Genomic DNA, 26,888 nt, shown 5'->3' on the forward strand with positions numbered 1-26,888 from the left:
CGGATCAGCCACCTCCCTGGAGGCCCGCCCGGATCACCTCGCGGCCGATGGGGGCCGCGAGCGAGCCACCGGTGGCCTCCGCGCCCTCGTCGCCGCCGTTCTCGACGATGACCGCCACCGCGATCTTCGGGTCTTCGGCCGGGGCGAACGCGACGTACCAGCCGTGCGGCTTGTCGGCGGCGTCGCCGTGCTGCGCGGTACCGGTCTTGGAGGCGATGTCGATCCCGGAGATCTTGCCGGAGCCCTTGGTGTACTGCTCCGACTTGAGCATCATCTCGCGGATCTGGTCGGCCACCGTGGAGCTGACGGCCTGGCTCATCTGCTCCGGCTTGAGCTCGTCGATGACCTCCATGTCGGGGGCCCGGGTGCTCTTGACCAGCTGCGGCTTCATCAGCTTGCCGTCGTTGGCGATGGCCGCGGCCATCATCGCGTTCTGCATCGGGGTGACGCGGACGTCGCGCTGGCCGATGCCGCTCTGGTACAGCGAGGCGTCGTCCGACATCGGCCCGAGGTCCGACTTGGCGACGGTCATCGGGATCTGCAGGTCGCTGCTGAAGCCGAACTTGGCCGCGGTCTCGCGCAGCTTGTCGGCGCCGACCTTGCCGGCGATCTCCGCGAACGCGGTGTTGCAGGAGTGCGCCAGCGCCTCGGTCAGGGTGTTGCCCTTGCAGGTGTTGCCGCCGTAGTTCGGCAGCTGGGTGCTGGTGTTCGGCAGCGTGATCGAGGCCGCGTCGGTGACGGTCGAGTTCGGCTGGTACCCGTCGTCCAGGGCGGCCGCGGTGGTGATCAGCTTGAACGTCGAACCGGGCGGGTAGATCTCGGAGACGGAGCGGTTGCTCATCGGCGAACCGTCCGCGTTCTCCATCGCCTGCCAGTGCTCGGCGGCCACGTTGTTGTCGTGCGAGGCCAGCGGGTTCGGGTCGTACGACGGCGAGTTGACCATGCTGAGGATCTCGCCGGTCTTCGGGTTCAGCGCGACCACCGAACCCTGGAAGCCCTTGCTGGTCAGCTCGTCGTAGGCGACCTTCTGCATCGCCGGGTTGATGGTCAGCTCCACGTCGCCGCCTGCGGGCGCCCGACCGGTGATCATGTCGGAGAGCCGGTTGAACGCGAGGCTGTCGTCGGAACCGTTGAGGATGGAGTCCATCGCCCGTTCGATCCCGTTCGCGCCGTAGGTCGGCGAGTCGAAGCCGGTGACGGGCGCGTACAGCGGCCCGTTCGGATAGGTGCGCTGGAACTTCAGCTCGTCCCCGGTCTCCACCGAGTTCGCGAGCGACTGCCCGCCCGCGATGATCTGGCCGCGCTGCTTGGCGTACTCGGCCCGCTGGGTGCGGCCGTTGCCCGGCCCGTGGCGCAGGTCGTCGGCCTCGATGACCTGCACGTAGGTCACGTTGGCCATCAGCAGCAGCACCATGGCCATCATGGCCAGGGCGACTCGGCGTAGCGGCTTGTTCATCGGGGACGTTCCACCAATTCGGTGTGGGCTTCGGCGATGGGTGCCTGCTGCGGCTTCGGCTTCGCCGGGGCCTGCGGCCTGCGGGCCGCATCCGAGATGCGCAGCAGCATCGCGATCAGGATGTAGTTCGCCAGCAGGGACGAGCCGCCGTACGCGAGGAACGGCGCGGTCAGGCCGGTCAGCGGGATCAGCCCCGTCACACCGCCCGCCACCACGAACAGCTGCAGCGCGACGGTGAACGAGAGGCCCCCGCCGAACAGCTTGCCGAACGAGTCCCGCACCGCGAGCGCGCTGCGCAGGCCGCGCATCATCAGCAGCAGGTACATCAGGAAGATCGCGATCAGGCCGATCAGCCCGAGCTCTTCACCCATCGACGTGATGATGAAGTCGCTGTTGGAGAACGGCACCGTCTCCGGGCTGCCGCTGCCCAGGCCGGTTCCGCCGATGCCACCGCTGCCCATGCCGTACAGCGCCTGCTTGAGCTGGTAGCCGTCCTCGTGGTGCAGCGGGTCCAGCCACACGTTCACCCGGGACTGCACGCGGGTCACCGTCTGCCAGGCGAGGACCGCGCCGACGGCGAACAGCGAGAGCCCCAGCACGACCCAGATGGCGCGCTCGGTGGCGATGTAGAGCATCACCAGCACGATGCCGAAGAACAACAGCGACGTGCCCAGGTCCTTCTCCAGCACGCCGATGCCGATCGCGGCGACCCAGGCCACCAGCATCGGCATCAGGTCCCGCGGCCGCGGCAGTTCCACGTTGAGGAACTTGCGTCCCGCGGTGGTGAACAGCTCGCGCTTGGACACCAGGAAGGACGCGAAGAAGATCATCAGGAGGATCTTGGCGAACTCGCTGGGCTGGACCTGCCCCAGCGGCCCGAACTTGATCCACAGCTTCGCGCCGTTCACCTCGGAGATCGCGCTCGGCAGCAGACCCGGCAGGGCCAGCAGCACCAGCCCGACGAAACCGCAGGTGAAGCTGTACTTCGCCAGCACGCGGTGGTCCTTGATGAAGGCCAGCACCAGCGCGAACAGGACGAGGCTCAGCGTCAGCCACGCGATCTGCCGCACCGCGTACTCGGTCTCCTTGGCGATGTCGATCCGGTGGATCATCACCAGCCCGAGGCCGTTGAGCAGCGCGACCAGCGGCAGCATCAGCGGGTCCGCGTACGGCGCCCACTTGCGGACCGCGACGTGCGCGCCGCCGAACAGCGCGAGGTACGCGGCGCCGTAGATGAACAGCTGCCGCGTGATCGTGTTCTCCTGGCTGATCTCGACCAGCATCAGCGCGAAGGTGACGATCACCGCGGAGCACACCAGCAGGAACAGTTCGGTGCCTCGCCGGGTGTCGCCCGACGAGGCCGTGTTCGAACCGGAGGTGCTGTCAGCGGACGTGCCCGGCTGGGACATCAGCTCACCGTCCGACAGGTGACCCCGGGAGTCTGCTCGGCCGACGCCAGCGGCGTGTCGGTCGGCGACGGGGGAGCACCCGGCGCGGGCGGTTCACCCGGCTCCGAGGTCTGGCCGGGAGGCACGGGCGCTTCCGGCGGCGTGGAGGGCGTGTGCACCGGGGGAGTGGGGTCCGGCTCCTCGCACTGCGGCAGCAGCGCGGTCATCCGCAGCCGCCGCATCGCGTCGCGCGCGGAGTCGAGGCCGTCCACGTCGGTGATGCCACTGCGCACGTCGCTCCGCCGGGCTTCCTGCAGATCGTTGATGCCGATCGGCTGGCAGTCCGGAGCGGAGCCCTCGGGGCAGGAGTCCTCGACCTGCCAGCGCAGCGATACGCCGAGCACGCTGCCCTGGAGGCCTTGGAAGATCACCACGTCGTCGGCGTCGTTGACACCGATGTAGTACTGCTGGAGCAGCCACCAGCGGCCGACCAGGCCGGCTCCTACGAGGACGACGATCGCGGCGGCGACGACGAGAAGTGCACGCAGCCAGCCTCGCCGGTGCGTGCCCTGGTCAGGAGGGGGGGCTGTGTCGTACCGCTGCGGCTGTGGCTTCGGCATGGTGGCCGCGCTGGCGCGGGCCGCCGAAGAGTCCGGCTGCGGATCCTCCTCTCCGTTTCCCGCGGCGCCACCGACGATCGGGGCGTCCTCGCCGAATTCGACGTCCACCACGTCCGCGATGATCACGGTGACGTTGTCGGGGCCACCGCCGCGCAACGCCATCTCGATCATGCGGTCGGCGCAGGCCTGCGGATCGGGGATCCGCAGCGCGTCGGCCATCGTCTCCTCGCTGACCGGACCGGTGAGGCCGTCGGAGCAGAGCAGGTAGCGGTCGCCCGCCCGGGCTTCGCGCACGGCGAGGCTGGGCTCGACCTCGTGGCCGGTCAACGCCTTCAGCAGCAACGAGCGCTGCGGATGGTTGGCGGCCTCCTCCTCGGTGATCCGACCCTCGTCGATCAGCGACTGGACGAAGGTGTCGTCGTGGGTTATCTGGGATAGCTCGCCGTCGCGCACCATGTAGGCGCGGGAGTCGCCGATGTGCACCAGCCCCAGCTTGCTTCCCGCGAATAGCACCGCGGTCAGCGTGGTCCCCATGCCGTCTAGGTCGGGGTCCTGGGCTACGAGCTCGGAGATCGCACCGTTCCCGGACAGCACTGCTTGCCGCAGGTGTCCGAGCAGGTCGTCACCGGGTTCGTCGTCGTCGAGCGGCGCTAGGGCCGCGATGACGACCTTGCTGGCGACCTCACCGGCGGCATGGCCTCCCATGCCGTCCGCGAGGGCGAGAAGTCGTGGGCCGGCGTAGACCGAGTCCTGGTTGTTCGAGCGCACCAGGCCGCGGTCGCTGCGGGCAGCGTAGTGAAGGACGAGGGTCATGAGCGCAGCTCGATCACCGTCTTGCCGATTTTGATCGGAACGCCGAGCGGGACCTTCGTGGCTCCCGTGACCTTCGCCCGATCGAGGTATGTGCCGTTAGTGGAGCCTAGATCCTCCACGTACCAGTCGGTGCCGCGGAGCGACAACCGTGCGTGCCGGGTCGACGCGAAGTCGTCGTCCAGCACCAACGTGGAGTCGTCGGCCCGGCCGATCATGATCGGCCGACCTTCGAGCGAGATGCGGGTCCCCGCGAGCGGACCGTGCGTCACGACCATCTGCCGTGGCGCCTTGCTCTTGCCGCGGGCCTGCTTGCTCGACGTCTTACCCGCCCCCGGCATCGACACCCGCATGCCGGAGGCGGAGTACAGATCGGAGCGAACCACGCGAAGCGCGGCCAGCACGAACAACCAGAGCAGGGCTAGGAACCCTGCTCTGGTCAGCTGAATCACCAGCTCTGGCACTTGTTGTGAACGCTCCTACTCCGTCTTGTGAGCCGGGACCGACGGGTCAGCCCTGGCTGCGGAACACCAACGAGGAGTGACCGACGCGGATCACGTCCCCGTCCGCCAGCTGCCAAGTCTGCACCGGGGTGCCGTTGACCGTGGTGCCGTTGGTCGAACCGAGATCCGCCAGCATCGCGGACATGCCGTCCCAGGTGATCTCGATGTGCTTGCGGGACACACCCGTGTCAGGGAGCCGGAACTGGCCTTCCTGACCGCGACCGATCACGTTCGAGCCGTGCTGCAGCGTGTACGAGCGGTTGGAACCGTCGTCGAGCTGCAGCATCGCCGTCTGCTGGCGCGCCTCCGGGTAGCCACCCGGAGCGCTCGGCGGGTAGGCCCCACCGGGCTGTCCGTAGCCCTGGTCGAAACCCGGCTGCGGCGGCTGAGCATAGCCCTGGTCGAAACCGGGCTGTTGCTGACCGTAGCCCTGGCCCTGGTCGTACCCCGGCTGCTGTCCGTAACCGGGGTCGTAGCCCTGCGGCTGGCCGTAGCCCTGGTCGTACCCGGGCTGCTGCGGGAAGCCGCCCGGGGTGCTCGGCGGGTAGCCGCCACCCGGCTGCGGGGGCTGGCCGTACCCGGGCTGCGGCTGGCCGTAACCCTGGTCGTACCCGGGCTGCTGCCCGTAACCCTGGTCGTAGCCGGGCTGCTGCCCGTAACCCGGCTGCTGTCCGTAGCCCTGGTCGTAGCCCGGCTGCGGCGGCTGCTGGCCGTAGCCAGGCTGCTGCTGCTGGCCGTAGCCCTGGTCGTAACCGGGCTGCTGGCCGTAGCCGTAGTTGGGGTCCTGCCCGTACTGACCTTGGCCGTAGCCCTGGTCGTAGCCGTACTGCCCCTGCTGCTGGCCGTACGGATCTCCCTGGGGGTAGTGGCCGGGTGGCTGGCTCATGGGTCGGTCTCCTGCGGTACGAGGGTGTGCCGTCCGCCGATTGATGTCGGGGTCGACTGACGACTTGATACGAAACTGTCCCGTGTGCAGCGTCTCAGAGCGCTCCAGGGAGACTACGACGTCACCATATGTGTCCCACCCCTGCTCGGTGAGGTGCTCCTGAACGCAGTCGGTGAGGAGGTCGGTCACCCGGGCCTCATCACCGGTGAGCCGTTCGTGGTCGGACGGGCTCAGGAGCACAACGTAGTGGTTGCACGCCAGCAGACGGCCCCCCGCGAGCTCCCGCAGCTGGACCTCAGCCTCACGCTGCAGGTCCTGCGCGACCTCTTGCGGGACCACCTTCCCGCCGAACACGCGCGCGAAGCCATTGCCGACCATGCCTTCGAGCTTGCGCTCGAAGCGCTGCACGAGGCCCACGACAATCCCCTCCACGCGTACGACTCCGGCACCCATCGTATCTGGGTCAACGGGGCGGGACACCGACCAGTTCCCAACTCGTGCCACCCCCGCTGAAAGTCACCTTCGGAGGGGTGCTAATCTTTCCCAGCCAGCACGACGGGGGCACGGAACACCAGCCAGGTGAAACGGACCCCGGTGCAGACGGCCGAAGCGGGCAGGATAAGCTTCGACCAAGCCACGGGCGAGTGGCGGAATGGCAGACGCGCACGGTTCAGGTCCGTGTGTCCGTAAGGACGTGAGGGTTCAACTCCCTCCTCGCCCACCAGCGAAAGGCCCCCGGTTCAGCCGGGGGCCTTTCGTCGTTCTCGGGATGCTCAGTCCGGGGGAGTGGTGGTGAGCACGTCCAGCGCGGCCCGTAGCGCGGGACGTCGGCCCGCCCCCGTTCGCCACACCGCGTGCACGCGCCGGGACAGCGCCGGGCGCACCCGCACCATCCGCACCCCGTTCGGCACGGTGCCGCGGCCGAGGCGCGGGACGATGCCGATGCCCTGCCCGGCGGCGACCAGGGCCAGCTGCGTCGGGTGCTCGGTGACGGCGTGCGCGATCAGCGGTTCCACGCCCTGCCCGCGCAGCGTGTGCAGCAGCCAGGCGTGGCAGGTGGAGCCGAACGGCCAGCTGATCCAGCGCTGCCCCGCGACCTCGGCGAGGTCGACCTGCTCCCGCCCGGCGAGCGGGTGGTCTGTGGGCAGGGCCACGTCCACCGGGTCCTCGAACAGCGCGGTCCTGGTGAGGTGGTCGGGCACGACCAGCGGATCGGTCTCCCAGTCCTGCACCAGCGCGAGGTCGACCGCTCCGCGGGCGACGGCCGGGATCGACTCGCCGGGGTCCTGCTCCCGCAGCTCGACGCACAGCTCGGGGTGGCGCGCGGCGAGCTCGGCCATCACCCCCGGGAGCAGCCCCCGGGCCGCGGTGGCGAAGGTGGCCAGCGAGAGGACGCCGTAGACGCGGTCGCGGTGCTCCTCCAGGTCGGCCTTGGCCTCCTCGACCAGCGCGAGGATGCGCTTGGCGTGGTCGACGAGCCGGTGCGCGGCGTCGGTGAGGCGCACCCCGCGCCCGTCCCGGACCAGCAGCTGCTGCCCGGCCTCCCGCTCCAGCTTGGCGAGCTGCTGCGACGCGGCCGACGGGGTGACCACGAGGGTGGCGGCGGCCCCCGCGACCGAGCCCTCGGTGGCGACCGCGTGCAGCAGCCGCAGGCGTTCGAGGTTCACGGGAGCCCCCTGTCGGGAATCATCAGTTCTGCTACGTGGTCGAGCTTAGAACAATTCGCTTTTCTCACCTGTTCATCGGCAGGAAGCTGGGGTCCGGGCCGCAGGAGCACGCGGCACCCGCCGAGAGCGAGGTTTTTCACAGTGCGCGACACGACTGACGCGAACCCGGCCGAAGGGCCCCCTGCCGAGCTGCGCCGCCACCTGACGGTGGTCCCGGCCACGGCGCTCGCCGTCACCACGGTGATCGGCGGCGGCGCGCTGGTGCTGCCGGGAGCCGCGCTGCGCGAGGCGGGCGACGACGCGCTGCTGGGCTGGGTGCTGGCCGCGGTGATCACGATCCCGCTGATCTTCGTGTTCGCGCGGCTGGGAGCGCGGTTCCCGTCGGCGGGCGGGATCGCCGGGTTCGCCAGGGCCAGCTTCGGCCGGGTGAGCGCGGCGGGCGTGGAGGTCGTGCTGATCGGCACCTTCGGCCTGGGCATCCCGGCGATCGCGCTCAGCGGCGGCGGCTACCTCGCCGCCGCGCTGGGCTGGCCCGCCGAGCGGTCGTGGATCGGCGCGGTGGTCCTGCTGGTGCTGGTGGCGGCGATGCTCACCGCCGGTTCGTCGCTGTCCGCGCGGGTGCAGACGGTGCTGGCGGCCGTGCTCACGATCGCGCTGCTGGCGGTGGGAGCGCTGGGGCTGCTGGCGCCGGGAGCGCAGTTCAGCGGCCCGGACCTCGGGGCGGGCGGCTGGCAGCACGCCCTCGCCGTGGTCGGCATCGTGTTCTTCGGCTTCACCGGGTGGGAGATGATCGCGTTCACCACCGGCGAGTACCGCGATCCGCGCCGGGACTTCCCGCGCGTCGTGGCGCTGAGCTTCCTGATCGTGATCGGGGTGTACCTGGTGCTCGCGGCCGGGGTGCAGGCGGTGCTGGACCCCTCGTCGCCGCGGGCGGACACGGCGCCCCTGGCCGAGCTGGTGGCGGTGGCGTTCTCGCCCGCCGCGGCCGCGCTGGTCTCCGCGCTGGGGGTGCTGATCCTCGGCGCCAACCTCGTCGGCGCGGTGTGGGGCGCCTCCCGGCTGGTGTACTCCAGCGCCGACGAGGGCTTGCTCCCCCGGGCGCTGGCGGTGGTGGGCCGCGCCAGCGGGGTCCCGCGCCGCGCGGTGCTCGCCACGGCGGCGCTGTTCCTCGTGGTGGTGGTCGTCTCCGCCGCGGGCCTGATCTCGGTCACCACCATGTTCGAGGTCGCCGGGCAGAACTTCTTCCTGCTCTACGTCCTGTGCGCCGCCGTGTACGCGAAGGTCGCGGAGCGCGCGACGACCAGGGCGTTCGGCATCGCGGTCGCGGTGTGCCTGGCCGCGGTGGCGGTGGTCGGGTTCGACCTGCTCACGATCGGCTACCCGCTCGTGCTGTTCGCCGCGGGCGCGGCGGTGTCGCTGATCCGCTCCCGGGCCGCGTCACCGGGCGGCCGGCAGCGGGTGCGGCCAGTCCTGCTCGGGGAGGAACCGGGTCTCCGGCTGTGGCCCCATCGGCCGGATCACGTAGCAGGCGCCCTCGGGACCCGCGACCGATCCGTGCACCGTTCCGGCGGGTAGCTCGATCACCGCGCCCGGCGAGCACCGGCGCTCGTGGTAGCCGGTCGTCCCGTCGTGCCAGAACAGCACGAGATCACCGCTGATCACGTGGAGCTGCTCGTCCACGCTGTGCGCGTGCCAGCTGAAGGTCTTGCCTGGGCCGTCGTGCTGGAGCTCGACGGCGCCCTGCTCGGGGAGCAGGTCCGCCAGCTCCCGGGGGAGCGGGAGCGCCGCGGCGTCGGTGATCGCTGGTCCGGTCATGGTGGTTCCCTCCGGTCGCGCGGACAGCGGGCACCGCTGCCCGCCGGGCGTGCTCTGATCGGTGTCGGGCAGGAAGTACTGGGCCCACTCCCGGTTGTGCGGGGCGCCGAAATCGCCGAGATCGGCGTGCACCGGGATCCGGTCGTACTCGGCGAGGCGCTTCCGGATGATGCCCCGGGCGTTCTTCCCCGCCGGGCTGTCGGCGGCGAGTCCGTCGAACACGAATCGGGGTTGGAAGGTGATCGCGAAGTGGTCGAAGTTCCGGCTCCTCCGCAGTTCGTGCGCGGGGGTGTTCGCGACCACGAAGAACGGTGTGCCGAAGCAGGAGAATTCCCAGAGCGGGCTTTCCGGGTCCTGGTCGATCCCGTCCGGCCAGGGGTGGTCGTCGGCATCGCGGACGGCGCCGAGCAACCGCCAGAACTCCGCCCGGAACGCGGCGATGCCGTGGATCCCGGGATCGTGCTCGAAGAAGGTCACCAGCGAGGTGCGCCGCCCCAGCCCGGCACATCCCGCCGCGTATTCCCGCAGCGCGGCGACCAGGTCGGGAATCCGGTTCCGCCCGCTGCGCGCGAAGGCGTAGCGCAGGGTGCCCCTGCGCACCGCGTCGACGCCGAAGATGCAGGGGAAAGGCTCCCGCGATTCGAGCATCCGCTGCTCGAAGGCGGCGAGCGCGAGCCGCTGCCAGCGTTTCGGCGGTGACTCGCCGGGGATCACCAGCACCGTTCTCCCGCGCTGGTCGGCATTAGTCGTGGACGTTTCCATGAACACGTGCTGCCCCCAGTTCTCCGTGCGGTCCGGAAACCGCGCGAAAATGGCCGCAAGAATGCGCGTGACGACGTCGATTTCGTGGCCGAACTCGACCCGTCGATCGACGGAGAGATTCAACCCACCCCAGTGGTACCCCTCGGTGGACAGCATTCATCAGATCGTCATGACGGGCAATGTTCTGGTTGACAATGCATTCAGACGGCTCAGCCGTTGCTCCCCTACGGGCTCAGCGGGGCTGCGCTGGGAAGGCCGCCGCGGTCCGAGCCGGGCGTGGTTGCATGTCCCCGTTGCCGACGGGCGGGAGAGCGGTGTGCTGACAGCGGCCGAAGTGGAGTCCTTCGCGCGCGCGGCGAGCGCGGGCCAGGTCGACAAGGCGGGGCGGCCCTACGCCGAGCACCTGGCCGCGGTCGCGGGCGGGGTCGCCGCGCGCGGCGGGGACGAGCACCAGGTGGTCGCGGCCTGGCTGCACGACGCGGTGGAGGACGGGGCCGTTCCCGAGGACTGGCTGGACACCGCGGAGATCTCCGAGCGCAGCAGGCTGATCGTGCTGGCGCTGACCAGGCGGGTAGGGGAGCGGCCCGAGGACTACGCGGCCCGGATCCTCGCGACCCCGGGAGCGCTGCTGGTCAAGGAGGCGGATCTCGCGCACAACGCGGATCCCGCCCGGCTGGCGGAGCTCGACGGGCCGACCGCGCGGCGGCTCGCGGCGAAGTACGCGGCGATGCGGGCGCTGCTCGGCGTCGCGGGCTGAGTCAGGCGTTCCAGGTGACTTCGCAGGGCTGGTGCGGGCGGACGGTGTCGTTGCAGTCCCGGCAGCGGGCGGTGATCGCGTCGATCGCCGCGTCCCGGCCGGCGAAGGGCACCTTGATCCAGCGGTTGCAGATGGTGGGCAGCAGCTGCCCGCGGGGGAATGCGCCGGGGGCGAACTCCACGGCGTGCCGGACCTTCGCACCCGGCCCGACCAGCCAGTACACCGTCTCCCGCATCGCGCCTCCCCGAGCCTGGCGGTCCGGTGAACGCTAGCCGCGATGCTGCGCGATCAGTAGATATCGGTGGAGTGAACCGGTCGGTCTCGGATAGTGATCGGCCACGCGCGGCGGGTGCCGCGGGCGCGGTCCGCCCGATCCGGCCGGACCGACCACCGGGCTCGGCGAACGGCCCTTGGCCGCCGACCGGGACTGTGCTGGGCTGGGCACCGGGACGAGGAGCCGGCCGGGAGGACGCGATGGCGGGCAACAGCCGGGACGCGGGGCGTTCGGTGACGGGGCGCGCGTTGAGCGTGCTGACCGCGTTCGACATCGAGCACACCAGGCTCACGCTCACCGCGATCGCCCGCCGCTCCGGGATCCCGCTGGCCACGGCGCACCGGCTCGTCGGCGAGCTGGAGTCGTGGGGAGCGGTGCAACGCGCCGCGGACGGGCGCTACGAGATCGGGCTGCGGCTGTGGGAGATCGGCCTGCTCGCCCCCGTGCACACCGCGCTGCGCGCGGCCGCGCTGCCGCTGATGCAGGAGCTGTGCGAACTGACCCGGGAGAACGTGCACCTGGCGGTGCGCGACGGGCGGGACGCGGTGTACGTGGAGAAGCTGACCGTCCCCCGCGCGGTCCCGATCGTCTCGCGGACCGGTGGCCGGTTGCCGCTGCACCCGACCGGCGTGGGCCGGGTGCTGCTCGCGCACGCGCCCGCGCACGTGGTGCAGGAGTACTGCGAGCACGGCCTGTCCCGGCACACGCCCTACACGATCACCGAGCCCGGCAGGCTCGTGCGGGAGCTGCAGGCGGTGCGCAGTCGGGGGTTCGCGCGAACGTCGGAGGAGATGACCCTCGGTAATTGCTCGGTGGCGGTTCCGGTGCGCGATGGCGGGGGTGCGGTGGTCGCCGCGCTCGGTCTGGTCGCTCGCAGTGTCCGAACCGAACATTCCAAGCTGGTCAAGCCATTGCTCCCCGCGGCGGAAGCGATCGGGAAACGACTGGCCGAGCACGATCCGGCCCGTTCCGGCGCAGGTGGGGGCGGGTTCGCGGACCGCGGGACCATCCCCTTCTGAGCGTCACCTGATTGGCCGCACCGCCGGGCTGAAGTCGCTGAACCGCTCACCGACCGGTCACCGACCGCTCGCCGCCGCCGGTCGCAGGAGCACCGCATGAGCGCAGAGGAATCGGCCCCGACCTGTTTTAGTCGAGCTGCCTGGGAAGAACGAATGCCGGGCGAGTGAGCACTTTTTGTTGCAGCCAGTGCATCGAGGGAGGCGGGGAGCCGTGACCGGAATGCCGGGACGTGCCACGGTCGACAACGAGGTCCGGATCAGCTCTACCCACGCACGATCTCCGCTCGATTTACCTGCCTCCATCGGCAGGCTGACCTCGCTGGCGGCCGACGCCCTCGCCTGGTCCGGCACGGTGCTGCCGCCGGTGAAGATGCTCGGCAGGCACGTGGTGCCGGTCGCGGAGCTCGTCCCCGACGCGCACGCCGAACGGCTGTGCTTCGGCAGCGAGCCGGTGCTGGACCGGGCCGAGATATCGACCTGGGTGTGGCCGGAGATGGATGGCCGGGTGCCACCACCGAGCGCGCACCTGGTCGGCATGCTCGCGCCGGCGAGGCACTGGCGGACCGCGCTCACCGCGGCCGTGCCGTTCGCCCGGTTCACCAGCACCGCGATCATCGTGCCGAAGAGCGTGACGCTGGCGAAGGACTTCATGTCCACCTGCCTGATCCGGGCGCGCCAGTTCGGCGTGGCGGTGCTCAGCGCGGAAGCCGACGACGTGCAGGTCGAACTGCCGGGCCGGTCCTTCGCGGACGCCCCGCCGATCGAGCACACCGCCGTGTCCCGCTGGGTCAACGAGGTCGTCTACCAGCAGCTGCTGTCCGCGGAGGCCCCGGCTCCGTCCCGCAGCTGACACCCGGTCCGGAGCGCGCGGTGGCCGCGCGCCCGGACCTAGGGTGGGGGCATGCGAATCGTGGTAGCCGGAGGACATGGCAAGATCGCCCGCCACTTCGGGCGGCTGCTCGCCGAGCGGGGTGACACGGCGGTCGGGTTGATCCGCGACCCGGAGCACGCCGACGACCTGCGCGCCGACGGGGCGGAACCCGTGGTGCTGGACCTGGAGTCCACCGACGCGGCCACCCTCGCCGCGCAGCTCACCGGTGCGGACGGGGTGGTGTTCGCCGCGGGAGCGGGCCCCGGCAGCGGCGTCGAGCGCAAGGACACCGTGGACCGCGCCGGTTCGGTGCTGCTGGCCGAGGCCGCGCAGCAGGCGGGCGTGCGGCGCTTCCTGCAGGTGAGCGCGATCAGCGTGGACGAGCCGAAACCCGCGGACGTGGGCGAGGTGTTCAGCGCCTACCTGGACGCGAAGCTCGCCGCCGAGCAGGACCTGCGGGCGCGCGACCTGGACTGGACGATCCTGCGCCCGGGCACCCTCACCGACGACCAGCCGACCGGCCGGGTCGAGCTGGCGGAGCGGACCCGCCGGGCCGAGATCACCCGCGCGGACGTGGCGGCGGTGCTGGTGGCGTTGCTCGACGAGCCGAAGTCGACCGGCCACGTCCTCACCCTGATCAACGGGGAGACGCCGATCGCCGAGGCCGTGCGCGGCGCCGTCGCCTGACCGGACGGCTTCCCGCGGTCCCGCCGGCCGGGGCGTCCCGGGGGAGCGCGGGAAGCCGCTGAGGTTCCGCTACCTGAGCACTACGCGGCAGAAGTAGCGGGACAGGCAGTCACCCCAGCACCCGGTCCAGGTACCGGTTGCGGAACAGCCCGCCCGGGTCCAGCTCGGCCCGCAGCGCGCGGAAGTCGTCGAAGCGCGGATAGCGCTCCCGCAGGTCGTCGGCGGCGAGCCGGTGCATCTTCCCCCAGTGCGGCCGTCCGCCCGCCGCGTCCACGATCGACCAGAACGCCTCGAACCACTCGCGGTGCGGCATGCCGGCGAACTGGTGCACCGCGATGTACGCGCTCGGGCGCCGGTGCGCGGTGGACAGCCAGATGTCGTCCGGCGCGGCGACCCGCACCTCGACCGGGAACATCACCGGGTCGGTGAGCCGGGCCGCCGCGGCGCGCAGTTCGCCGAGCACCGCGGGCAGCGCGGCGCGCGGCACCGCGTACTCGGACTCCACGAACCGCACCCGCCGGTTGGTGACGAACACCCGGTGCGCGTGGTCGCTGTAGTGCCGGGCGGACCAGGTCGCCGCGCAGAACCGGTTGAGCGGGCGCACCAGCCGCGGCTGCACCCGGCCGAGGCGGCAGAGCGCGCCGAACGCCCGGTTCTCCACCACCTCGTACTCCACGAACTCGCGCACCCTGCTCAGCGGCCGCGGCGCGTCGCCGGCGGGGAGCCGGTTGTTGCGCTTCACCAGGGTCCGGGTGCTGTGCGGGAACCAGTAGAACTCGAAGTGGTCGTTCTCCGCGGCGAGCTCCTCGAACCGGTCCAGCACCTCGGCCAGCGGTTCCGGTCGTTCGTCGGCGACCAGGTGGAACGCGGGGACGCAGCGCAGCGTGACGCTGGTGAGGACGCCGAGCGCGCCGAGCCCGACCCGGGCGGCGGCGAACAGGTCGGGCCGTTCGGTCGCCGAGCAGCGCAGCGTCCGCCCGTCGGCGAGCAGCAGTTCCAGCCCGGTGACCTGGGTGGCGAGCCCGCCGAGCTCGGCTCCGGTGCCGTGGGTGCCGGTGGAGATCGCGCCGGCCACGGTCTGCCGGTCGATGTCGCCGAGGTTGGGCAGCGCGAGCCCGAGTTCGCCGAGCTCCCGGTTGAGCAGGTGCAGCGGGGTGCCCGCGCGGACGGTGACGTCCGTCCGCTCGACGCGTTCGATGCCGCTCCAGTGCACGAGGTCGAGTCCGAGCGCGCCGTCGTCGGGGGCGCCGACGCCGGTGAACGAGTGCCCGCTGCCGAGGGGGCGCACGGTGCGACCGCCGTGGGTGGCGGCGCGGAGCAGGATCGCGGCTTCGGCGACGTCGCGCGGCCGGGCGGTGCCGCCGGGCGCTCGGCTGACGGTGTGCGCCCAGTTCGTCCAACCTGGTCGAGACATGGCGGCAGACCTCCTGTGGCCCGGGCGGTGCTGCTGCTCGAGGCCGGTGCGGGGGCAGTGCCGAAGAAATTAAGTGAATGAGATTCACATAACAACCCCCGGCCGCCTACCGTGGACGAGTGGCCCACACCTCACCGCAGCCCGACCCGGAAGCCGACCGAGCCAGGCTCGACCGGGCTACCCGCGACCTCGACCCGCCGTTCGCCGTCGTCGACCTCGACGCGTTCCGGCGCAATGCCGCCGACCTGCGCCGCCGCGCCGCGGGTACCCCGATCCGGGTGGCCTCCAAGTCCGTGCGCTGCCGGGACCTGCTCGAACGGGTGCTCGGCACCCCCGGGTTCGAGGGGCTGATGGCGTACAGCCTGGCCGAAGCGCTCTGGCTGCACCGGCAGGGCACCTCGGACGACATCCTCGTCGCGTACCCGACCGCCGACCGCGCGGCGCTGCGCGCGCTCGCCGCCGATCCCGCGGCCGCCGCCGCGATCACCCTGCTGGTCGACTCGGACGAGCACCTCGACCACGTCGACCACGTCGTCGGACCGCACCGCGAACCGCTGCGCGTCTGCCTCGAGGTGGACGCCGCCTGGCACCCGATCCCCGGCGGCCTCGCGCACGTCGGGCCCCGCCGCTCCCCGGTGCACACCCCGGCCCAGGCGCGCCGGTTCGCCGAGCGGATCGTGCGCCGCGACGGGTTCCGGCTGGTCGGGATCATGGCCTACGAAGGGCAGATCGCCGGCCTCGGCGACGCCCCGCCCGGGAAACCGCTGCTGGCGTCCTTGCTGCGCTGGATGCAGCGCCGGTCCGCCGCCGAGCTCGCCGAACGCCGCGCCGACGCCGTCGCCCGGGTGCGCGCGGTCGCGCAGCTGGAGTTCGTCAACGGCGGCGGCACCGGCAGCATCGAGACGACCGGCGCCGAGAGCAGCGTCACCGAGATCGCCGCGGGCTCCGGGCTCATCGGCCCCACCCTGTTCGACGCCTACCGGGCGTTCCGCCCGCAGCCCGCCGTGCTCTACGCGCTGCCGGTGGTGCGCAGGCCGAGCCGGTCGTTCGCCACGCTGTTCACCGGCGGCTACATCGCCTCCGGCCCCACCGGGCCGAGCCGGGCGCCGAGCGTGCACCTGCCGCGCGGTTTGAAGCTGACCGCGGCCGAAGGGGCCGGGGAGGTGCAGACCCCGGTGTCCGGCGCGGCCGCGCGGCGGCTGCGGATCGGCGACCGGGTGTGGCTGCGGCACGCGAAGGCGGGCGAGCTCGCCGAACGCTTCGCCCACTACCACCTGGTGGAGGGGAACCAGCTGGTCGGCGAGGTGCCCACCTACCGGGGCGAGGGCGTGTCGTTCGGCTGATCGTCGGGCATCCGGGTCGACAGGTAGCCGCGCACCAGCTCCTTCGCCTCGGCGACGAGCTGCGGATCGCCCGCCGGGTCGCGCCGGAACGCCAGGTTCAGCACCGCGTCGGCCGCCTCCACGGCCACCGACAGCGGCAGCACCAGCTGCTCGCCGTCCAGCGGGAACCGCTCGCCGAGCAGCGCGACGAGCTTGTCGGCGATCACCGCGTTGTTGTCCTTGCTCTCGTCGAGCAGTCGCAGGTCGACCACGTCGCCGAAGTGCAGCCTGCTGAACGCGGGCACGTCGCGGTGCATGGTGATGTACACGTCGATCACCGTGTCCACCGCGTCCCACCAGTGCGCGAGCTCGGCGGTGGCGAAGCGCTCGCCGATCGTCTCCACGAAGCGGTTCAGGTTGCGCCGGGTCAGCTCCTGCACGACGGCCCGCTTGTCCGGGAAGAACTGGTACAGCGAGCCGACGGCGACGCCGGCGCGCTCGGCGATCAGAGTCGTGGTGACCCCCTCGTAGCCGAGTTCGTCGATGAGCTGGGCGCAGGACTCCAGCATCTTCTCCACGCGCTGGGTGCTGCGCTGCTGGACGGGCTTGCGCCGCAGCGGTGCGACTTCGGCGGACAAGGCGACTCCTTGATCACTCGTGCGGACCGTCGTGGGAGGGGCGTCCGGCAGGTGCGCGGTGGACGGTCGGCGAACTCCCCTTGCGGTCCCGCCGCGAGATCATCCCAGGTCCTTGCGTTCGAGATCATCTCAATCGACGAGATCAATCATCCTCGGAAGCGATTCGCCGCCGACCGGATCGACGAGCGGGAACCGCGCTCCCGGCCGGAGCCGCCGGTGCTCGCCGTTTCCGGATCGAGGTGCCGCGGGACGACGGTGCGGCAGCGCTCGGTCCGCCACAGTGTCCCGCGCGCGCCGTCCGCGCAGGCAGCGGACATGCCGGGGCCGGTGTCCACCGAAGGGGTGCCGCTGCGCGGGGTCGTCTCGCTCGGCGGAAGGAGCGGCTTGCGGATTCATCTCACCCCCATAGTGTTCCAGGTCACTGCTATCGGGTCGGAGTTACGGTACTGGCGTATGCATTCGGTCACGTTGCCGACGCGCATTGTCACTATCTAGCGTGAGTCGACCTGACCCGAGCTGTGATGGAAAGGTGATCGTGAGCTACTGCGGCGTCGCGCCTGGTTCTCCCCGCATCCGCACTCCCCGCGACCTCGCGCCGGGGCGCCCCGCCGGCCAGGACCGGATCGCCCCCAGACTTCCGGCGGCCCACCGCCACCCCGCACCGCCCGGCCCGCGCGCGGTCCCCGCGCCGGCACCGCGCCAGTCCGCCCGGTGACCGCGCACACGCCGGTCTCCCGGCCGAGTTCCGCGGCGCTCCCGGCCGCCCTGGTCCCGATGTGGACGGACCGGCCCGCCCAGGACCTGTGGTCCCCGCTGCCGGTACCGGAAGCCGACCGGATGCTGCACGACGGCGGATACGCACTGCGCCTGCGCAGGCACGGCGGCGAGCTCCGGCTCGTCGGCGACGGAGCGGGCGACGGCCTGCCGCTCGGGGCCGAACCGACCTGGGCCGAGCTGTACCGGCTGCTGGTCCGGTTGCGGCGCAGGCGGCGCGACCACGACCCCGGCTGGCTGCGCGCGCTCACCGGAACCCTCGGCGCGGTGCTCCCGCCGCGGGCCGACCTCGCCGCCGACCCGCTGCCGAGCGCGGTCCGCGACGACCCGGTGCTGCGCATGCACTGCGCGACCCTCGTTCCCGACGCCGCGCGCCGCGGCGCGGACCCCGACCCGCGCGGCGGTGCGCTGCCCACCCCACCGCATCCGCAGCACCCCGGCGGCACCATCGCGGTCCGGCCGGCCGCGCTGCTGGCGCCGGGACCCGACGGGGCGCCTGGGCTGCTGCGACTGGTCATCGACAACCGCTTCGGCCACCGGGAACACGAGCTCTGGTTCTTCCTGGAGCACTTCGTGCGCCCACCGCTGCGCGCCTTCCGGCACGCGCTCGAACACCGGGGCACCGCGCTGTTCGCGGTCGACGCCGCGGGCACCGACCCGATCGCCTTCGAGCTCTCCACCGAGCTGGAGGCCACCGGGCGGGTCATCGCCTCCGCCGCCGTCGCGGAACCCGACGAGCAGGCGGTGCGCTCCGCCGCGCGGGAGCTGCTCGCCGTGATCGCCGAGCTCGCCGACGGCTTCCGCCGCATCGGCTACCCGCTGCCGCGCGGCGAATCCGTGCGCACCGGCATCGACCGGGTGCTCGACCAGGAGCTGCGGCACCTGGACCGGCCCACCGCGCGGCTGCTCGGCCGCACCGACCTGCGCGCCCACGCGCACTCGGTGGACCCCGAGCAGCACGCGGTGCTGCGGCGGGTGCTCGACACCGTGCAGGAGCGGACCCGGCACCGCCGCTGGGAACCCGAGCGGCCGCGCCCCACCGTGGTCATCGACCTCGACCTGTGCGGCATCGTCCCGCTGCGGCGCACCGTCGAAGCCACCCGCGCCGTGTCCGGTCCCCGGCCCGGCGCGCCGCACGGCATCCCCGAGCTCGCCGATCCCGACGCGCTGCCGGTGCTGCCGACCTACGCCGAATCGACCTGGGACGTCTTCCTGGAGCTCACCGGCCTGGCCGAGAAGTACCCGGCGGTGGACTGGCGCGCGGTGCACGCCGAGTTCTTCCGCGCCTTCGCCCGGCCCTGGCAGCGGTTGCGCACCGACGAGGTCAACGCCGGCCTGGCCCGTTTCACCTGGGACGTGCGGGACGCGGGCGGGCAGGTCGTGTTCTGCACCGGCCGCCGCGAACGCGTCCGCGAGCACACCGCGGCCGTGCTGCGGGCGGCGGGCGTGCCGGACGCGCCGCTGCTGTGCATGCCCGACGACCGCACCCGGCCCATCCCGGAGCTGAAGGTGGCGCGGCTGCGGGAGTTCGGCGAGCTCGACGTGGTCGCCGTCTTCGACGACATGCAGGACAACCGCACCGCGCTGGGCAAGGAGTTCCCGGGCGCGCTCACCGTCGCGGTGGAGGTGCCGGGACTCGTGCACGAACGCGTCCCGGGTGGGCCGGTGCCGGACGGCGCCCCCGCGATCGCCACCTTCGAGGTGGAACCCCGGCCGCGCGCGGGCGGATCCGGACCCGGGCTGCTCTCGCACACCCACTCGCTGGAGGAGCTGCAGATCGGCGCGCTGCGGGCGAACCGCTCCGCGCAGCGCTGGGCCGTGCACCTGGACCGGGACGCCGCGCTGGAGCTCGCCGGGAACGTGCTCGCCGACGTGGACCGGGCCGCCGACCGGGTGGCCCGCGCCGCCCGCGACCGGTTCCGGCTCGACGAACCCGCGACGGAGTCCGACCACCGGGAACGGGTGGTGCACGCGCTGCACCACGTGCTGGGCCGCAAGCAGTTCCTCAAGGGGGCGCGGTCCCACTACCAGGTGGAGCACCTGCGCCAGGACGTCGAACCGTTCTTGCGGTCGGGCGAGCCGATCGACGTGGTGCTGCTGGGCTTCCCCATCAAGCAGTGCCTGAACGGGCTGAAGGCCAGCGGTCCGCTGCCGGACCTCGCCGAGTTCGGTGGGCTGGCGCGCTTGCGCGAGATGCAGCGCGCGGCGAGCGCGGTGCACCCGCCGGGGCTGCGGTTCCGCATCCTCACCGACGGCAGGCACTTCCGACCGCGGCCGCTGTCGATCACCGGCACCTACAGCTCGATCCTGCGCGAGTACGCCGACCTGGCCGGGCTGGGGTCGGCCGCCACCATCGAAGAGGTGGACGCGGTCGCCGCCCGGCGGCTCGACGTGGACCTGCCCGCCGAACGAGCCGAGCGCACCGCGCGGCACCGGCGGCTGCTCGCGGAAGCGTTGCGGGGGCTGGACATCTCCGACAACCCGCTGCGCACCCTCGACCAGGTGGACCGGCGCGCGGACGGCGTCGCGGAGGAGGTCGCCGCCTCGGTCCGGATGTTCCGCGACATGCTGATGTCGGTGGTGTTCTCGGTCCCGCTGTCGGTGCCGGAGGGCATCGACCGGGCGAACTGGGCGCGGGCGGTCTACGCGGACGTCTACGACCTGGACGGGAACGCGGTGCCGCCGCTGCTGCGTCAGTCGCGGGTGGAGGTGCTGCGCCGCGCCTGGCACACCGTGGTGCGGTACCTGGCGACGATGCGGGTGGACGAGGAACTCGGCTACGAGGAGCGGTTGTTCCCGAACCGGGTGCGGCTCACCGTCAGCGCCGCGCGCCCCGGGCGCTGCGGGTTCACCTACCTCGGCGGGTCCGGGCTGCTGCCGTGGCAGGGCACCGGTGCGCTGGACGGCCGCGGGCGGCTCGGCGCCGACTTCGCGGTCTCGTTGCAGGACAGGGGATTCGTGCCGGTGTACACGCCGCTGCTCGGGCCGCGGCAGCCGTGGTTCGCGGTGCCCGCGGAGCACACCCGGCCCGGCCCCGACGGCGGGATGCGGCTCGACCCCGAGTTCGCGGCCACCGCCCGGCTGCGCCGCAAATGACGGGCTGCGGCTGACGGCGAGAGCGGCTGAAGACAAGAAAGGTCCCGGCGCTCGTCCGGGGAAACGAGCACCGGGACCCCTCGTCCACCCCGGCGCCCCTTCGGGGAAAGGGGAACCGGAGTCGTTGGAATCCGCGGACCGGTACCGGTCGGGGGAGGGGAGTGCTGCAGCACCGGCCCGCGGAAGACTCGTGCGGCGGCGATCTCCTGCGGTTCGGGAGTCCTTCGGGGGGACTCCCGAACCTGGCGGGGAACGGAGCTCTTCGGGGTAGCTCCGGGCTCTCGGGGAGCTCGGGCGCCTTCGGGGATCAGGAGATCTTCGGGGCGCCGCCTGCACGTCCACTGTGGAATTGGAAGTTGTGTGGTGGCCGGCGACCACTGCCGTGGTCGGGGGTGCACGGCGTTGGTGCGCCGGCCACCGGGGCGATGGCTCGATCCGTCCGGTTCGGGGAGGGAGTGGTGCTGACCGGGGGATCGGGCGATCGCCGGTCTACGGCACCGGCGCCGCCGGGCGCAGCTCGTGCGCCGGTCGCTGGTGCCGTGCGGGACGGGGTGCCAGGGCTCCCGCGACCAAGTGCTCGTAGGCCGAGCGCCACACCGAGCACGGTGCGCTGCGGGGTCGCCATCGGGAAGAGCACTCGATGCAGTTGCCCTTGTCGTCGGTGTCGTGCGCGGCCAGCAGCGTCCGCCATCCCTCGGTGAGCCGGGGGAGTTCGGAACGCGCCACGGACAGCAGGGACGGGGCGTCCGCGCGGTTCGCCAGCTCGCTCAACACGTCGAGCCGCTCCCACACCGCGTTGCGCAGCACCTGACCCAAGATCTCGTCCACCGCAACCTCACCGTCACTTTCTCGCCTGCTCAGCGGCCCGCCGCAGTGCTTCGCTCAACTCGCCGACTCCATCGGTCGACAGCACCACGGTGCGGCCGGGCGGTCCGACGAGAACCACCCTGTCCCGGTTGACCAGCACGGTGAGGTAGCGGCGGATGTGCCCCACGTCGCGACACAGCACCCGCCACCAACGGCGGCGGCCGGCGGGTTCCGCCGCGGATCCGGCCTGTTCGGGCACCGCCGCGTTCGCGGTGACCTCCACGCCGCCCCGGGGGTCGGACTCCGTCATCCCGTCCACTGCCGTTCGGGTTCCTCTCCGTGCTCGGTTGCTACCGATGACTAGATTGGAATGCGTCGAACGCGGGCGGTAGCCGGTAGGCGATGACCGGCTCAACGGCGACGACGAACGGTCGGTGGACTTCACCCCCACCGATCACCTCTGCCGATACGCACTTCACCGGCTCGTCGAAGTGCCCTTACTCTGCGACCGACGCCCGTGCAGAGTGTGAGGGGGTCTAAATGAACACCATCGGTTCGAACGGCTCGCCCGTTACACGAGACGTCTGGGACGGCCGTGAGATGCGGGACGCGTTGGCGGCGCGGAACGTCAGCGAGATCTACCGGCAACTGCGCCGGATCGGGGTTTCGCAGCGCCAGATCGCGGCATCGACGGGCCAGTCGCAGTCCGAGGTCTCGGAGATCCTGAAGGGCCGCCAGGTCATGGCTTATGACGTGCTGGCCCGAATCGCCGACGGCCTCGGGATACCGAGGGGGTACATGGGCCTCGCCTACGACGGGGCGACGGCAATGAGGGTCGCGAAGTCGAACAGCGGCCCCCAGGCTGAGGAGGACGAGTCGGTGAAGCGTCGGAAGTTCCTGTCCCACGCGGCCGCGGTGACCATGGGTGCCGCGGTCTTCGGGGCGGAGGAGAGCACCTGGGTGCCGAGCAATGTGCAGACGCCTGCTCCGATGCGCATCGGCATGACCGACGTGCAGCAGATCCAGGCGGCCACCAAGGCGCTGCGCGACCTGGACTACCGCTACGGCGGCGGCACCTGCCGCGACGCCGTGGTCGCCCAGTTGTCCTGGGCTCAGCAGTTACTCGACGCCAACGCGTCCGACCAGGTCAAGCGCAAGCTCTACGTGTCGCTGGCGGACATGCACAGCTTGGCGGGCTGGACCTCCTTCGACACGGGTCTGCTGGACCCGGCGCGCGGCCACTTCGGGAAGGCGCTGGAGTTCGCCAAGCAGGCCGAGGACGACAGCCTCGTGGCGAGCGTGCTGTACCGGATGGGCCGCGTCTACCTGCACTACCAGGAGCCGAACGAGGCGCTGAAGCTGTTCCAGCTCGGCCAGATCGCCGCGCAGGAATCCGGTTCCTCGCTGACGGTCGCGGTGCTGTGCGCGAACGAGGCCTGGGCCTACGGGATGCTCAACAAGCCCGAGCAGGTGCAGAAGATGGTCGGCCGGACCAAGGACGAGTTCGCGAGGGCGAACGTGGCCGAGGCCCCGGACTGGGTGCGGTTCTTCAACGAGAACGACCTGCACGGGATGATCGGCTCGGCGCACGACGCGCTGGCCGTGTTCGACCCGGACCGCTACGCGCCGCTCGCCGTCGCCGAGACGATCAAGTGCAACGAGGCGTACGGCGCCGACATGCAGCGCACCCACGTGTTCGGGCTGAGCCTCCAGGCGACCAACCACATCCGGGCCGGCGACCTGCAAGAGGGCATCAAGGTCGGGCGTTCGGCGCTGCAGATCGGCGAGAAGGTCAAGTCGGCCCGCGTCGCCGACCGGCTCAAGCCGCTGGAGCTGGAAGCCGGGCGGCACCGGATGAACTCCGACGCCCGAGACCTGTCCGAAGAGATCCGCCGCTTCCGCGAGGCGTGAGACCGGTGCGCGGCAGGCGGTTCGGTGCGCGGTTCTCGCGAGGTCCGGCCCGTGCCGGTTTCCCCGGCGCGGTGCAACGGCACGACCGGGCAGGACCCCGATGACGTCGGGGACCCGCTCGGCGGAGGGCCGCTACACGCGGCCGAAACTGGCTTTGGCGCTGGCGGAGGTGTGCGCGGCCGCGGGTCTCGACCCGCGGGGCGCTCGGCTGGTGCGGTTCGTCAACAACGGCGTCTTCCTGCTGCGCGAGCACCCGGTGATCGTCCGGATCGTGCTCGCGCCGTCCTTCGCCTACCGCGCGGTGAACGTGGTGGAGGCGGGCCGGTTGCTCGCCGAGCACGAGGTCCCCGCGGTGCGGTTGCTGCCGGGCGTGCCGCAGCCGGTGCGCACCGGCGGGCACCTGGCGACGTTGTGGCAGGCGGTCCCGGAGGTGGGGCCCGCCCCGGACGGTGCCGACCTGGGCAGGCTGCTGCGGCAGGTGCACGACATGCCGCTGCCGTCGACCTTGCCGAGCTGGCAGCCGATGCCGGACGTGCGCAGGCGGCTGGCGGACGCCGAGGAGCTGGACGCGGCGGACCGGGCGTTCCTGGAGCAGCGCTGCGACGACGTGGAGGCGCGGCTGGCGGAGCTGGACTTCCCGCTGCCGCCGTCGGTGGTGCACGGCGACGCCCACCTGGGCAACCTGATCGCCGGCCCGGCGGGACCGCTGCTGTGCGACCTGGATTCGCTGTGCATCGGGCAGCCGGAGTGGGACCTGACGCCGATGGCGGTGGGCATGCTCCGGCTGGGCGCGCCCGCCGAGCGGTACCACCGGTTGTCCGAGGTCTACGGCTTCGACGTGACGGCGTGGTCCGGGTTCCCGGTGCTGCGCGACCTGCGCGAGCTCAAGATCACGGTGAGCGTGCTGCCGATCCTGCGCAGCAATCCCGGAGTGCGCGACCAGCTGCGGAGCAGGTTGCGCTCGATGCGGGAGGGTGACGCAGCGGCTCAGTGGGAGCCCTACAGGTAGCGATTGATGCGTACGATCGGGCGAAGTTCATCGACGCGTGGGGGCCACGTCGGTGATTCTTGGTGACGAGCGAGGTCTGAAGTAATACGTATGTGTGAGTGTCTGCGGCACGGGGGGCCCGGATGGACGTGATGACCAGGAACGTCGCGCGGATGCGGCGCAAGCTCACTTCGCGCGGGCGCAAGGCGCTGGACTCGGCGCGGGTGCTCGACGACGTGGTGAACAGCGAGGTCCGGCTGGTGCCGGGGCTCAGCGGGGAAGCCCGGCAGCGCGCCGTGGACCACCTCGCCGAGCTCGTGCAGCTGAGCCAGGCCTACCGGCACTACTCCTACGGCTGGATCAGCAGGCGTGAGCTGGAGCGCCGCGGCCGGGGCGCGCTGGGCCGGTTGGAGTCGCTCTCGTCGTCCGGCGTGCAGCAGCTCACCGAGCGCGAATGACCGTTCGGCGACGAGCCGATCTTTTCCGCACCGCGGAAAAACCGCCCGGAGTTCGTCCGGGCTGAAGCGCCGCGCGCGAATCCGGGAGCCGTCCCGGGGTCCGCGCTCCGCGGCATCGTCCGACTCTAGTTCCGCTCGTCGGCCGCTGTACCGCCGAACGTGGCACCTTCGCGCAGCCGGGAGCGGGCCGCCCGCGGTGGAGCGGCCCGCCCGCCGCGACTAGTCGCTCGACCGGCCCAGCCGCAGCGCCAGCACCAGGCCCAGCGCGACGAGCACCACGGCTCCCGCGATCCACGGCCAGATCGGCATCCCGCCGCTCGACTCGGACTCGCCGCGGCCGGTGTCCGGCGGCGGTGCCGGCGTGCCGGTGCCCGCCTCGGTCAGGGTGAAGCCGCGCTTGCCGCTGACCGGGTGGCCGTCGTTGGACAGCACCCGGTAGCCCACGGTGTAGTCGCCCGCGGGCCCGAGCGGGCGCACCGGTGCGACGACTTCGGTGCCCTCGACCCGCACCTCCCCGTCGGTCCAGAACGTGCCGTCCGGGCCGACGACGGTGATCGTGTTGTAGCCCTCGCCCGCGCGCACCGGCTGGTCGAAGGTGAGCCGCACTTCGGCGGGACCGGTGCTCAGCTGCGCGCCCTCCGCGGGGTCGCTGCCGACGAGGGTGTTGTGCGCGAACGCGGGACCCGCGGCGCCGAGCAGCGTCGCGAGGGTCAGCGCGGTGATCGCGAGCAGCCGCTTCACGCCTTGCCCCCGTTCTTGCGGCGGGCGGTCAGCAGCGCGCCCGCGCCGATCCCGAGCCCGAGCGCGCCGACGACGAGCCCGGCGCCGCCGAGCATCCGCGCGGTGTCGTCCGTCCCGCCCGACTCGGCGGCGTCGGAAGCGTCGCCGTGCTCGCCGTGGCCGTCCGCCGCGCCGCTCGGCGCCGAGCCGTGGCCGTGCCCATCGCCGTCCCCTTCGACCAGGGCCAGCGCGGGCGCCGGGTGCTCCGGTTCGGAACCGTCCGGGGCCGGGGGCTGGTCCCAGCGCACGACCTCACCGCTGTCGTAGGTCTGCTCGGTGGGCAGCAGCAGCCGGTCGGTGTCGGTGGGGAGGGTGCCGAGGGTGGCTTCGAACTCCTGGAACTGGTCGGGCGCGATGGTGGTGCCGGGCCGGGCGGTCCAGGTGATGCCGGCGACGGCTTCGGTGACCTGGGCGCCCGCCACGTCGACGGGCCGGTCCAGCCGCACCTTCTGCACCTCGGCCGTCCAGCCGGGCAGCGGCTTGGTGCGCACCGAGCTCAGCGGGTGGTCGAGGGGGAGCGCGACGTGCACCCGCACGGTGCTCGCGTCGGGCCGCTCGTTCGGGACGCGGAAGGCGACCTTGGCGTGGCCGCCCTGCTCCGCCTGCTCGGGCTGCGCGGTGACGTGCGCGGCGGCCGTGCCCGCCCCGGCGAGCGCGGTGAATGCGATCGCGGTGCCGACGCCGGTGGCCCGGAACAGAGATCGAGTTGTGGACATGAAGATCTGGACTCCTGATCTGTGCGGTTTCGCACACCAATTCAAGAATTGCGAATCGATCGGGGATACGAATGGGCAACGATCCGGGTGCCGTTCGGTGTCACTCCGGGTCCGCCGTTCGGCGGTTCCGGCGGTCCGCGCAGAGCGTGGATCCGCTGCCGGATCAGTTGTTCGATCAGGAGGAGCGGCTCCGCCGGGAGGCAGGCCGCGAATCTCGTCGTCACGGGGGGTAACGGTGACGACATCTTGCGCGGAAGCGTCAATCGTAAGGTTGAAACGATTACATAGAGTGCATCGTCGGCTCGGTGCAGCAGGGCGGCTACCAGCAGCCCGGCGAGCGCATGACCCAGGGTCATCGAAACGGGGTCCAGCGGCAGCCCCGTGCTAGGAACCGACCCCGCGTGCGAGCTCGCTAGCTGCAGGAACAAGTGAAGTGACACCTGTCCGACACAGATTGCCCCTACAATGC

23 protein-coding genes, 1 tRNA gene and 1 pseudogene are annotated in these 26,888 nt (G+C 71.9%); 11 read left to right on the plus strand and 14 right to left on the minus strand.

Annotation, left to right across the window (positions count from 1 at the left end):
• Positions 1-4 precede the first annotated feature (4 nt).
• From AC29IT_RS07070 to AC29IT_RS07090, 5 genes are read right to left on the minus strand one after another with little or no spacing between them, the layout of a single operon-like run.
• Complete coding sequence (locus tag AC29IT_RS07070; protein WP_358435355.1) at positions 5-1,456, minus strand: peptidoglycan D,D-transpeptidase FtsI family protein; 1,452 nt, start codon at positions 1,454-1,456, stop codon at positions 5-7.
• Positions 1,453-2,865 (minus strand): FtsW/RodA/SpoVE family cell cycle protein, encoded by a 1,413-nt coding sequence (locus AC29IT_RS07075; RefSeq protein ID WP_358435358.1) that lies wholly within the window; start codon positions 2,863-2,865, stop codon positions 1,453-1,455. Before AC29IT_RS07075 ends, AC29IT_RS07070 begins: the two co-directional genes overlap by 4 nt.
• Positions 2,865-4,277 (minus strand): PP2C family protein-serine/threonine phosphatase, encoded by a 1,413-nt coding sequence (locus AC29IT_RS07080; RefSeq protein WP_488218195.1) that lies wholly within the window; start codon positions 4,275-4,277, stop codon positions 2,865-2,867. The genes AC29IT_RS07075 and AC29IT_RS07080 overlap by 1 nt, the downstream gene beginning before the upstream one ends.
• Positions 4,274-4,738 carry an FHA domain-containing protein FhaB/FipA gene (locus AC29IT_RS07085; protein ID WP_184483956.1) on the minus strand — a complete coding sequence of 155 codons (465 nt, stop codon included), beginning with the start codon at positions 4,736-4,738 and terminating at the stop codon, positions 4,274-4,276. Before AC29IT_RS07085 ends, AC29IT_RS07080 begins: the two co-directional genes overlap by 4 nt.
• Before the next feature lie 46 nt (positions 4,739-4,784).
• Entirely contained in the window at positions 4,785-6,080 is a 1,296-nt protein-coding gene (locus AC29IT_RS07090) for an FHA domain-containing protein (protein WP_358435365.1), read from the minus strand.
• 221 nt (positions 6,081-6,301) lie between these two features.
• On the opposite strand from AC29IT_RS07090, the gene AC29IT_RS07095 reads away from it, so the two are divergent.
• Positions 6,302-6,387, plus strand: a tRNA-Leu gene (locus AC29IT_RS07095).
• A 49-nt stretch (positions 6,388-6,436) separates the two neighbouring features.
• Here the strand turns inward: AC29IT_RS07095 and AC29IT_RS07100 are convergent.
• Positions 6,437-7,330 (minus strand): LysR family transcriptional regulator, encoded by an 894-nt coding sequence (locus AC29IT_RS07100; RefSeq protein WP_358435368.1) that lies wholly within the window; start codon positions 7,328-7,330, stop codon positions 6,437-6,439.
• Positions 7,331-7,471: 141 nt separating this feature from the next.
• Here AC29IT_RS07100 and AC29IT_RS07105 point away from each other — a divergent pair, with 141 nt between their 5' ends.
• Complete coding sequence (locus AC29IT_RS07105) at positions 7,472-8,905, plus strand: APC family permease (protein ID WP_488218196.1); 1,434 nt, start codon at positions 7,472-7,474, stop codon at positions 8,903-8,905.
• A gap of 276 nt (positions 8,906-9,181) precedes the next feature.
• On the opposite strand, the pseudogene AC29IT_RS07110 reads toward AC29IT_RS07105, so the two are convergent.
• Positions 9,182-10,063 (minus strand): annotated as a pseudogene (locus AC29IT_RS07110) (YqcI/YcgG family protein); the annotation flags it as partial.
• Positions 10,064-10,223: 160 nt separating this feature from the next.
• On the opposite strand from AC29IT_RS07110, the gene AC29IT_RS07115 reads away from it, so the two are divergent.
• On the plus strand, positions 10,224-10,664 hold the full coding sequence (locus AC29IT_RS07115; protein WP_488218197.1) for an HD domain-containing protein: 441 nt from the start codon (positions 10,224-10,226) through the stop codon (positions 10,662-10,664).
• Position 10,665: 1 nt separating this feature from the next.
• Here the strand turns inward: AC29IT_RS07115 and AC29IT_RS07120 are convergent, their stop codons facing one another.
• Positions 10,666-10,899: a hypothetical protein gene (locus AC29IT_RS07120; protein WP_358435379.1), complete on the minus strand. Its 234-nt coding sequence runs from the start codon at positions 10,897-10,899 to the stop codon at positions 10,666-10,668.
• Between the two features lie 239 nt (positions 10,900-11,138).
• Between AC29IT_RS07120 and AC29IT_RS07125 the strand changes: the two genes are divergently transcribed.
• From AC29IT_RS07125 to AC29IT_RS07135, 3 genes are all read left to right on the plus strand, one after another.
• The gene (locus AC29IT_RS07125; protein WP_358435382.1) at positions 11,139-11,957 is read left to right on the plus strand and encodes an IclR family transcriptional regulator; all 819 of its coding nucleotides are present in this window, start codon (positions 11,139-11,141) and stop codon (positions 11,955-11,957) included.
• Positions 11,958-12,177: 220 nt separating this feature from the next.
• Positions 12,178-12,807 carry a hypothetical protein gene (locus tag AC29IT_RS07130; protein ID WP_358435421.1) on the plus strand — a complete coding sequence of 210 codons (630 nt, stop codon included), beginning with the start codon at positions 12,178-12,180 and terminating at the stop codon, positions 12,805-12,807.
• 51 nt (positions 12,808-12,858) lie between these two features.
• Positions 12,859-13,515: an SDR family oxidoreductase gene (locus AC29IT_RS07135; protein WP_358435384.1), complete on the plus strand. Its 657-nt coding sequence runs from the start codon at positions 12,859-12,861 to the stop codon at positions 13,513-13,515.
• A 109-nt stretch (positions 13,516-13,624) separates the two neighbouring features.
• On the opposite strand, the gene AC29IT_RS07140 is transcribed toward AC29IT_RS07135, so the two are convergent.
• Positions 13,625-14,929 carry a D-arabinono-1,4-lactone oxidase gene (locus AC29IT_RS07140; protein ID WP_358435387.1) on the minus strand — a complete coding sequence of 435 codons (1,305 nt, stop codon included), beginning with the start codon at positions 14,927-14,929 and terminating at the stop codon, positions 13,625-13,627.
• A 119-nt stretch (positions 14,930-15,048) separates the two neighbouring features.
• Here AC29IT_RS07140 and AC29IT_RS07145 point away from each other — a divergent pair, with 119 nt between their 5' ends.
• Positions 15,049-16,272, plus strand: coding sequence for an amino acid deaminase/aldolase (locus tag AC29IT_RS07145; protein ID WP_358435389.1), 1,224 nt, complete (start codon positions 15,049-15,051; stop codon positions 16,270-16,272).
• Here the strand turns inward: AC29IT_RS07145 and AC29IT_RS07150 are convergent.
• Positions 16,242-16,889, minus strand: coding sequence for a TetR family transcriptional regulator (locus AC29IT_RS07150; RefSeq protein ID WP_488218198.1), 648 nt, complete (start codon positions 16,887-16,889; stop codon positions 16,242-16,244). The two genes, AC29IT_RS07145 and AC29IT_RS07150, sit on opposite strands and share 31 nt — an antisense overlap.
• Before the next feature lie 711 nt (positions 16,890-17,600).
• Here AC29IT_RS07150 and AC29IT_RS07155 point away from each other — a divergent pair.
• On the plus strand, positions 17,601-20,759 hold the full coding sequence (locus AC29IT_RS07155) for an L-tyrosine/L-tryptophan isonitrile synthase family protein (RefSeq protein ID WP_488218199.1): 3,159 nt from the start codon (positions 17,601-17,603) through the stop codon (positions 20,757-20,759).
• Between the two features lie 489 nt (positions 20,760-21,248).
• Here the strand turns inward: AC29IT_RS07155 and AC29IT_RS07160 are convergent, their stop codons facing one another.
• Both AC29IT_RS07160 and AC29IT_RS07165 read right to left on the minus strand, forming a co-directional pair.
• Positions 21,249-21,587: a hypothetical protein gene (locus AC29IT_RS07160; RefSeq protein ID WP_184483943.1), complete on the minus strand. Its 339-nt coding sequence runs from the start codon at positions 21,585-21,587 to the stop codon at positions 21,249-21,251.
• 13 nt (positions 21,588-21,600) lie between these two features.
• Positions 21,601-21,876 (minus strand): hypothetical protein, encoded by a 276-nt coding sequence (locus AC29IT_RS07165; RefSeq protein WP_358435397.1) that lies wholly within the window; start codon positions 21,874-21,876, stop codon positions 21,601-21,603.
• Positions 21,877-22,106: 230 nt separating this feature from the next.
• Between AC29IT_RS07165 and AC29IT_RS07170 the strand changes: the two genes are divergently transcribed.
• From AC29IT_RS07170 to AC29IT_RS07180, 3 genes are all read left to right on the plus strand, one after another.
• Entirely contained in the window at positions 22,107-23,477 is a 1,371-nt protein-coding gene (locus AC29IT_RS07170) for a helix-turn-helix domain-containing protein (protein WP_358435400.1), read from the plus strand.
• 100 nt (positions 23,478-23,577) lie between these two features.
• Positions 23,578-24,486, plus strand: coding sequence for a phosphotransferase enzyme family protein (locus AC29IT_RS07175; RefSeq protein WP_358435403.1), 909 nt, complete (start codon positions 23,578-23,580; stop codon positions 24,484-24,486).
• Positions 24,487-24,617: 131 nt separating this feature from the next.
• Positions 24,618-24,923 carry a hypothetical protein gene (locus AC29IT_RS07180; protein WP_358435406.1) on the plus strand — a complete coding sequence of 102 codons (306 nt, stop codon included), beginning with the start codon at positions 24,618-24,620 and terminating at the stop codon, positions 24,921-24,923.
• Between the two features lie 219 nt (positions 24,924-25,142).
• Here AC29IT_RS07180 and AC29IT_RS07185 read toward each other — a convergent pair whose 3' ends face one another.
• Complete coding sequence (locus AC29IT_RS07185) at positions 25,143-25,664, minus strand: copper resistance CopC family protein (RefSeq protein ID WP_358446532.1); 522 nt, start codon at positions 25,662-25,664, stop codon at positions 25,143-25,145.
• The gene (locus AC29IT_RS07190; RefSeq protein WP_488218200.1) at positions 25,661-26,419 is read right to left on the minus strand and encodes a YcnI family copper-binding membrane protein; all 759 of its coding nucleotides are present in this window, start codon (positions 26,417-26,419) and stop codon (positions 25,661-25,663) included. Before AC29IT_RS07190 ends, AC29IT_RS07185 begins: the two co-directional genes overlap by 4 nt.
• Between the last annotated feature and the right edge of the window lie 469 nt (positions 26,420-26,888).

It is taken from the genome of Saccharopolyspora sp. MMCC62 (genome assembly GCF_057736575.1).

What these genes read in the sequence shown, in the direction of transcription:
- AC29IT_RS07075 (WP_358435358.1), bottom strand. Translation starts at nt 2,865, where the DNA reads ATGTCCCAGCCGGGCACGTCCGCTGACAGCACCTCCGGTTCGAACACG.
- AC29IT_RS07170 (WP_358435400.1), top strand. Translation starts at nt 22,107, where the DNA reads ATGAACACCATCGGTTCGAACGGCTCGCCCGTTACACGAGACGTCTGG.
- AC29IT_RS07130 (WP_358435421.1), top strand. Translation starts at nt 12,178, where the DNA reads ATGCCGGGACGTGCCACGGTCGACAACGAGGTCCGGATCAGCTCTACC.
- AC29IT_RS07175 (WP_358435403.1), top strand. Translation starts at nt 23,578, where the DNA reads ATGACGTCGGGGACCCGCTCGGCGGAGGGCCGCTACACGCGGCCGAAA.
- AC29IT_RS07180 (WP_358435406.1), top strand. Translation starts at nt 24,618, where the DNA reads ATGACCAGGAACGTCGCGCGGATGCGGCGCAAGCTCACTTCGCGCGGG.
- AC29IT_RS07070 (WP_358435355.1), bottom strand. Translation starts at nt 1,456, where the DNA reads ATGAACAAGCCGCTACGCCGAGTCGCCCTGGCCATGATGGCCATGGTG.
- AC29IT_RS07080 (WP_488218195.1), bottom strand. Translation starts at nt 4,277, where the DNA reads ATGACCCTCGTCCTTCACTACGCTGCCCGCAGCGACCGCGGCCTGGTG.
- AC29IT_RS07135 (WP_358435384.1), top strand. Translation starts at nt 12,859, where the DNA reads ATGCGAATCGTGGTAGCCGGAGGACATGGCAAGATCGCCCGCCACTTC.
- AC29IT_RS07165 (WP_358435397.1), bottom strand. Translation starts at nt 21,876, where the DNA reads ATGACGGAGTCCGACCCCCGGGGCGGCGTGGAGGTCACCGCGAACGCG.
- AC29IT_RS07190 (WP_488218200.1), bottom strand. Translation starts at nt 26,419, where the DNA reads ATGTCCACAACTCGATCTCTGTTCCGGGCCACCGGCGTCGGCACCGCG.
- AC29IT_RS07125 (WP_358435382.1), top strand. Translation starts at nt 11,139, where the DNA reads ATGGCGGGCAACAGCCGGGACGCGGGGCGTTCGGTGACGGGGCGCGCG.
- AC29IT_RS07120 (WP_358435379.1), bottom strand. Translation starts at nt 10,899, where the DNA reads ATGCGGGAGACGGTGTACTGGCTGGTCGGGCCGGGTGCGAAGGTCCGG.
- AC29IT_RS07140 (WP_358435387.1), bottom strand. Translation starts at nt 14,929, where the DNA reads ATGTCTCGACCAGGTTGGACGAACTGGGCGCACACCGTCAGCCGAGCG.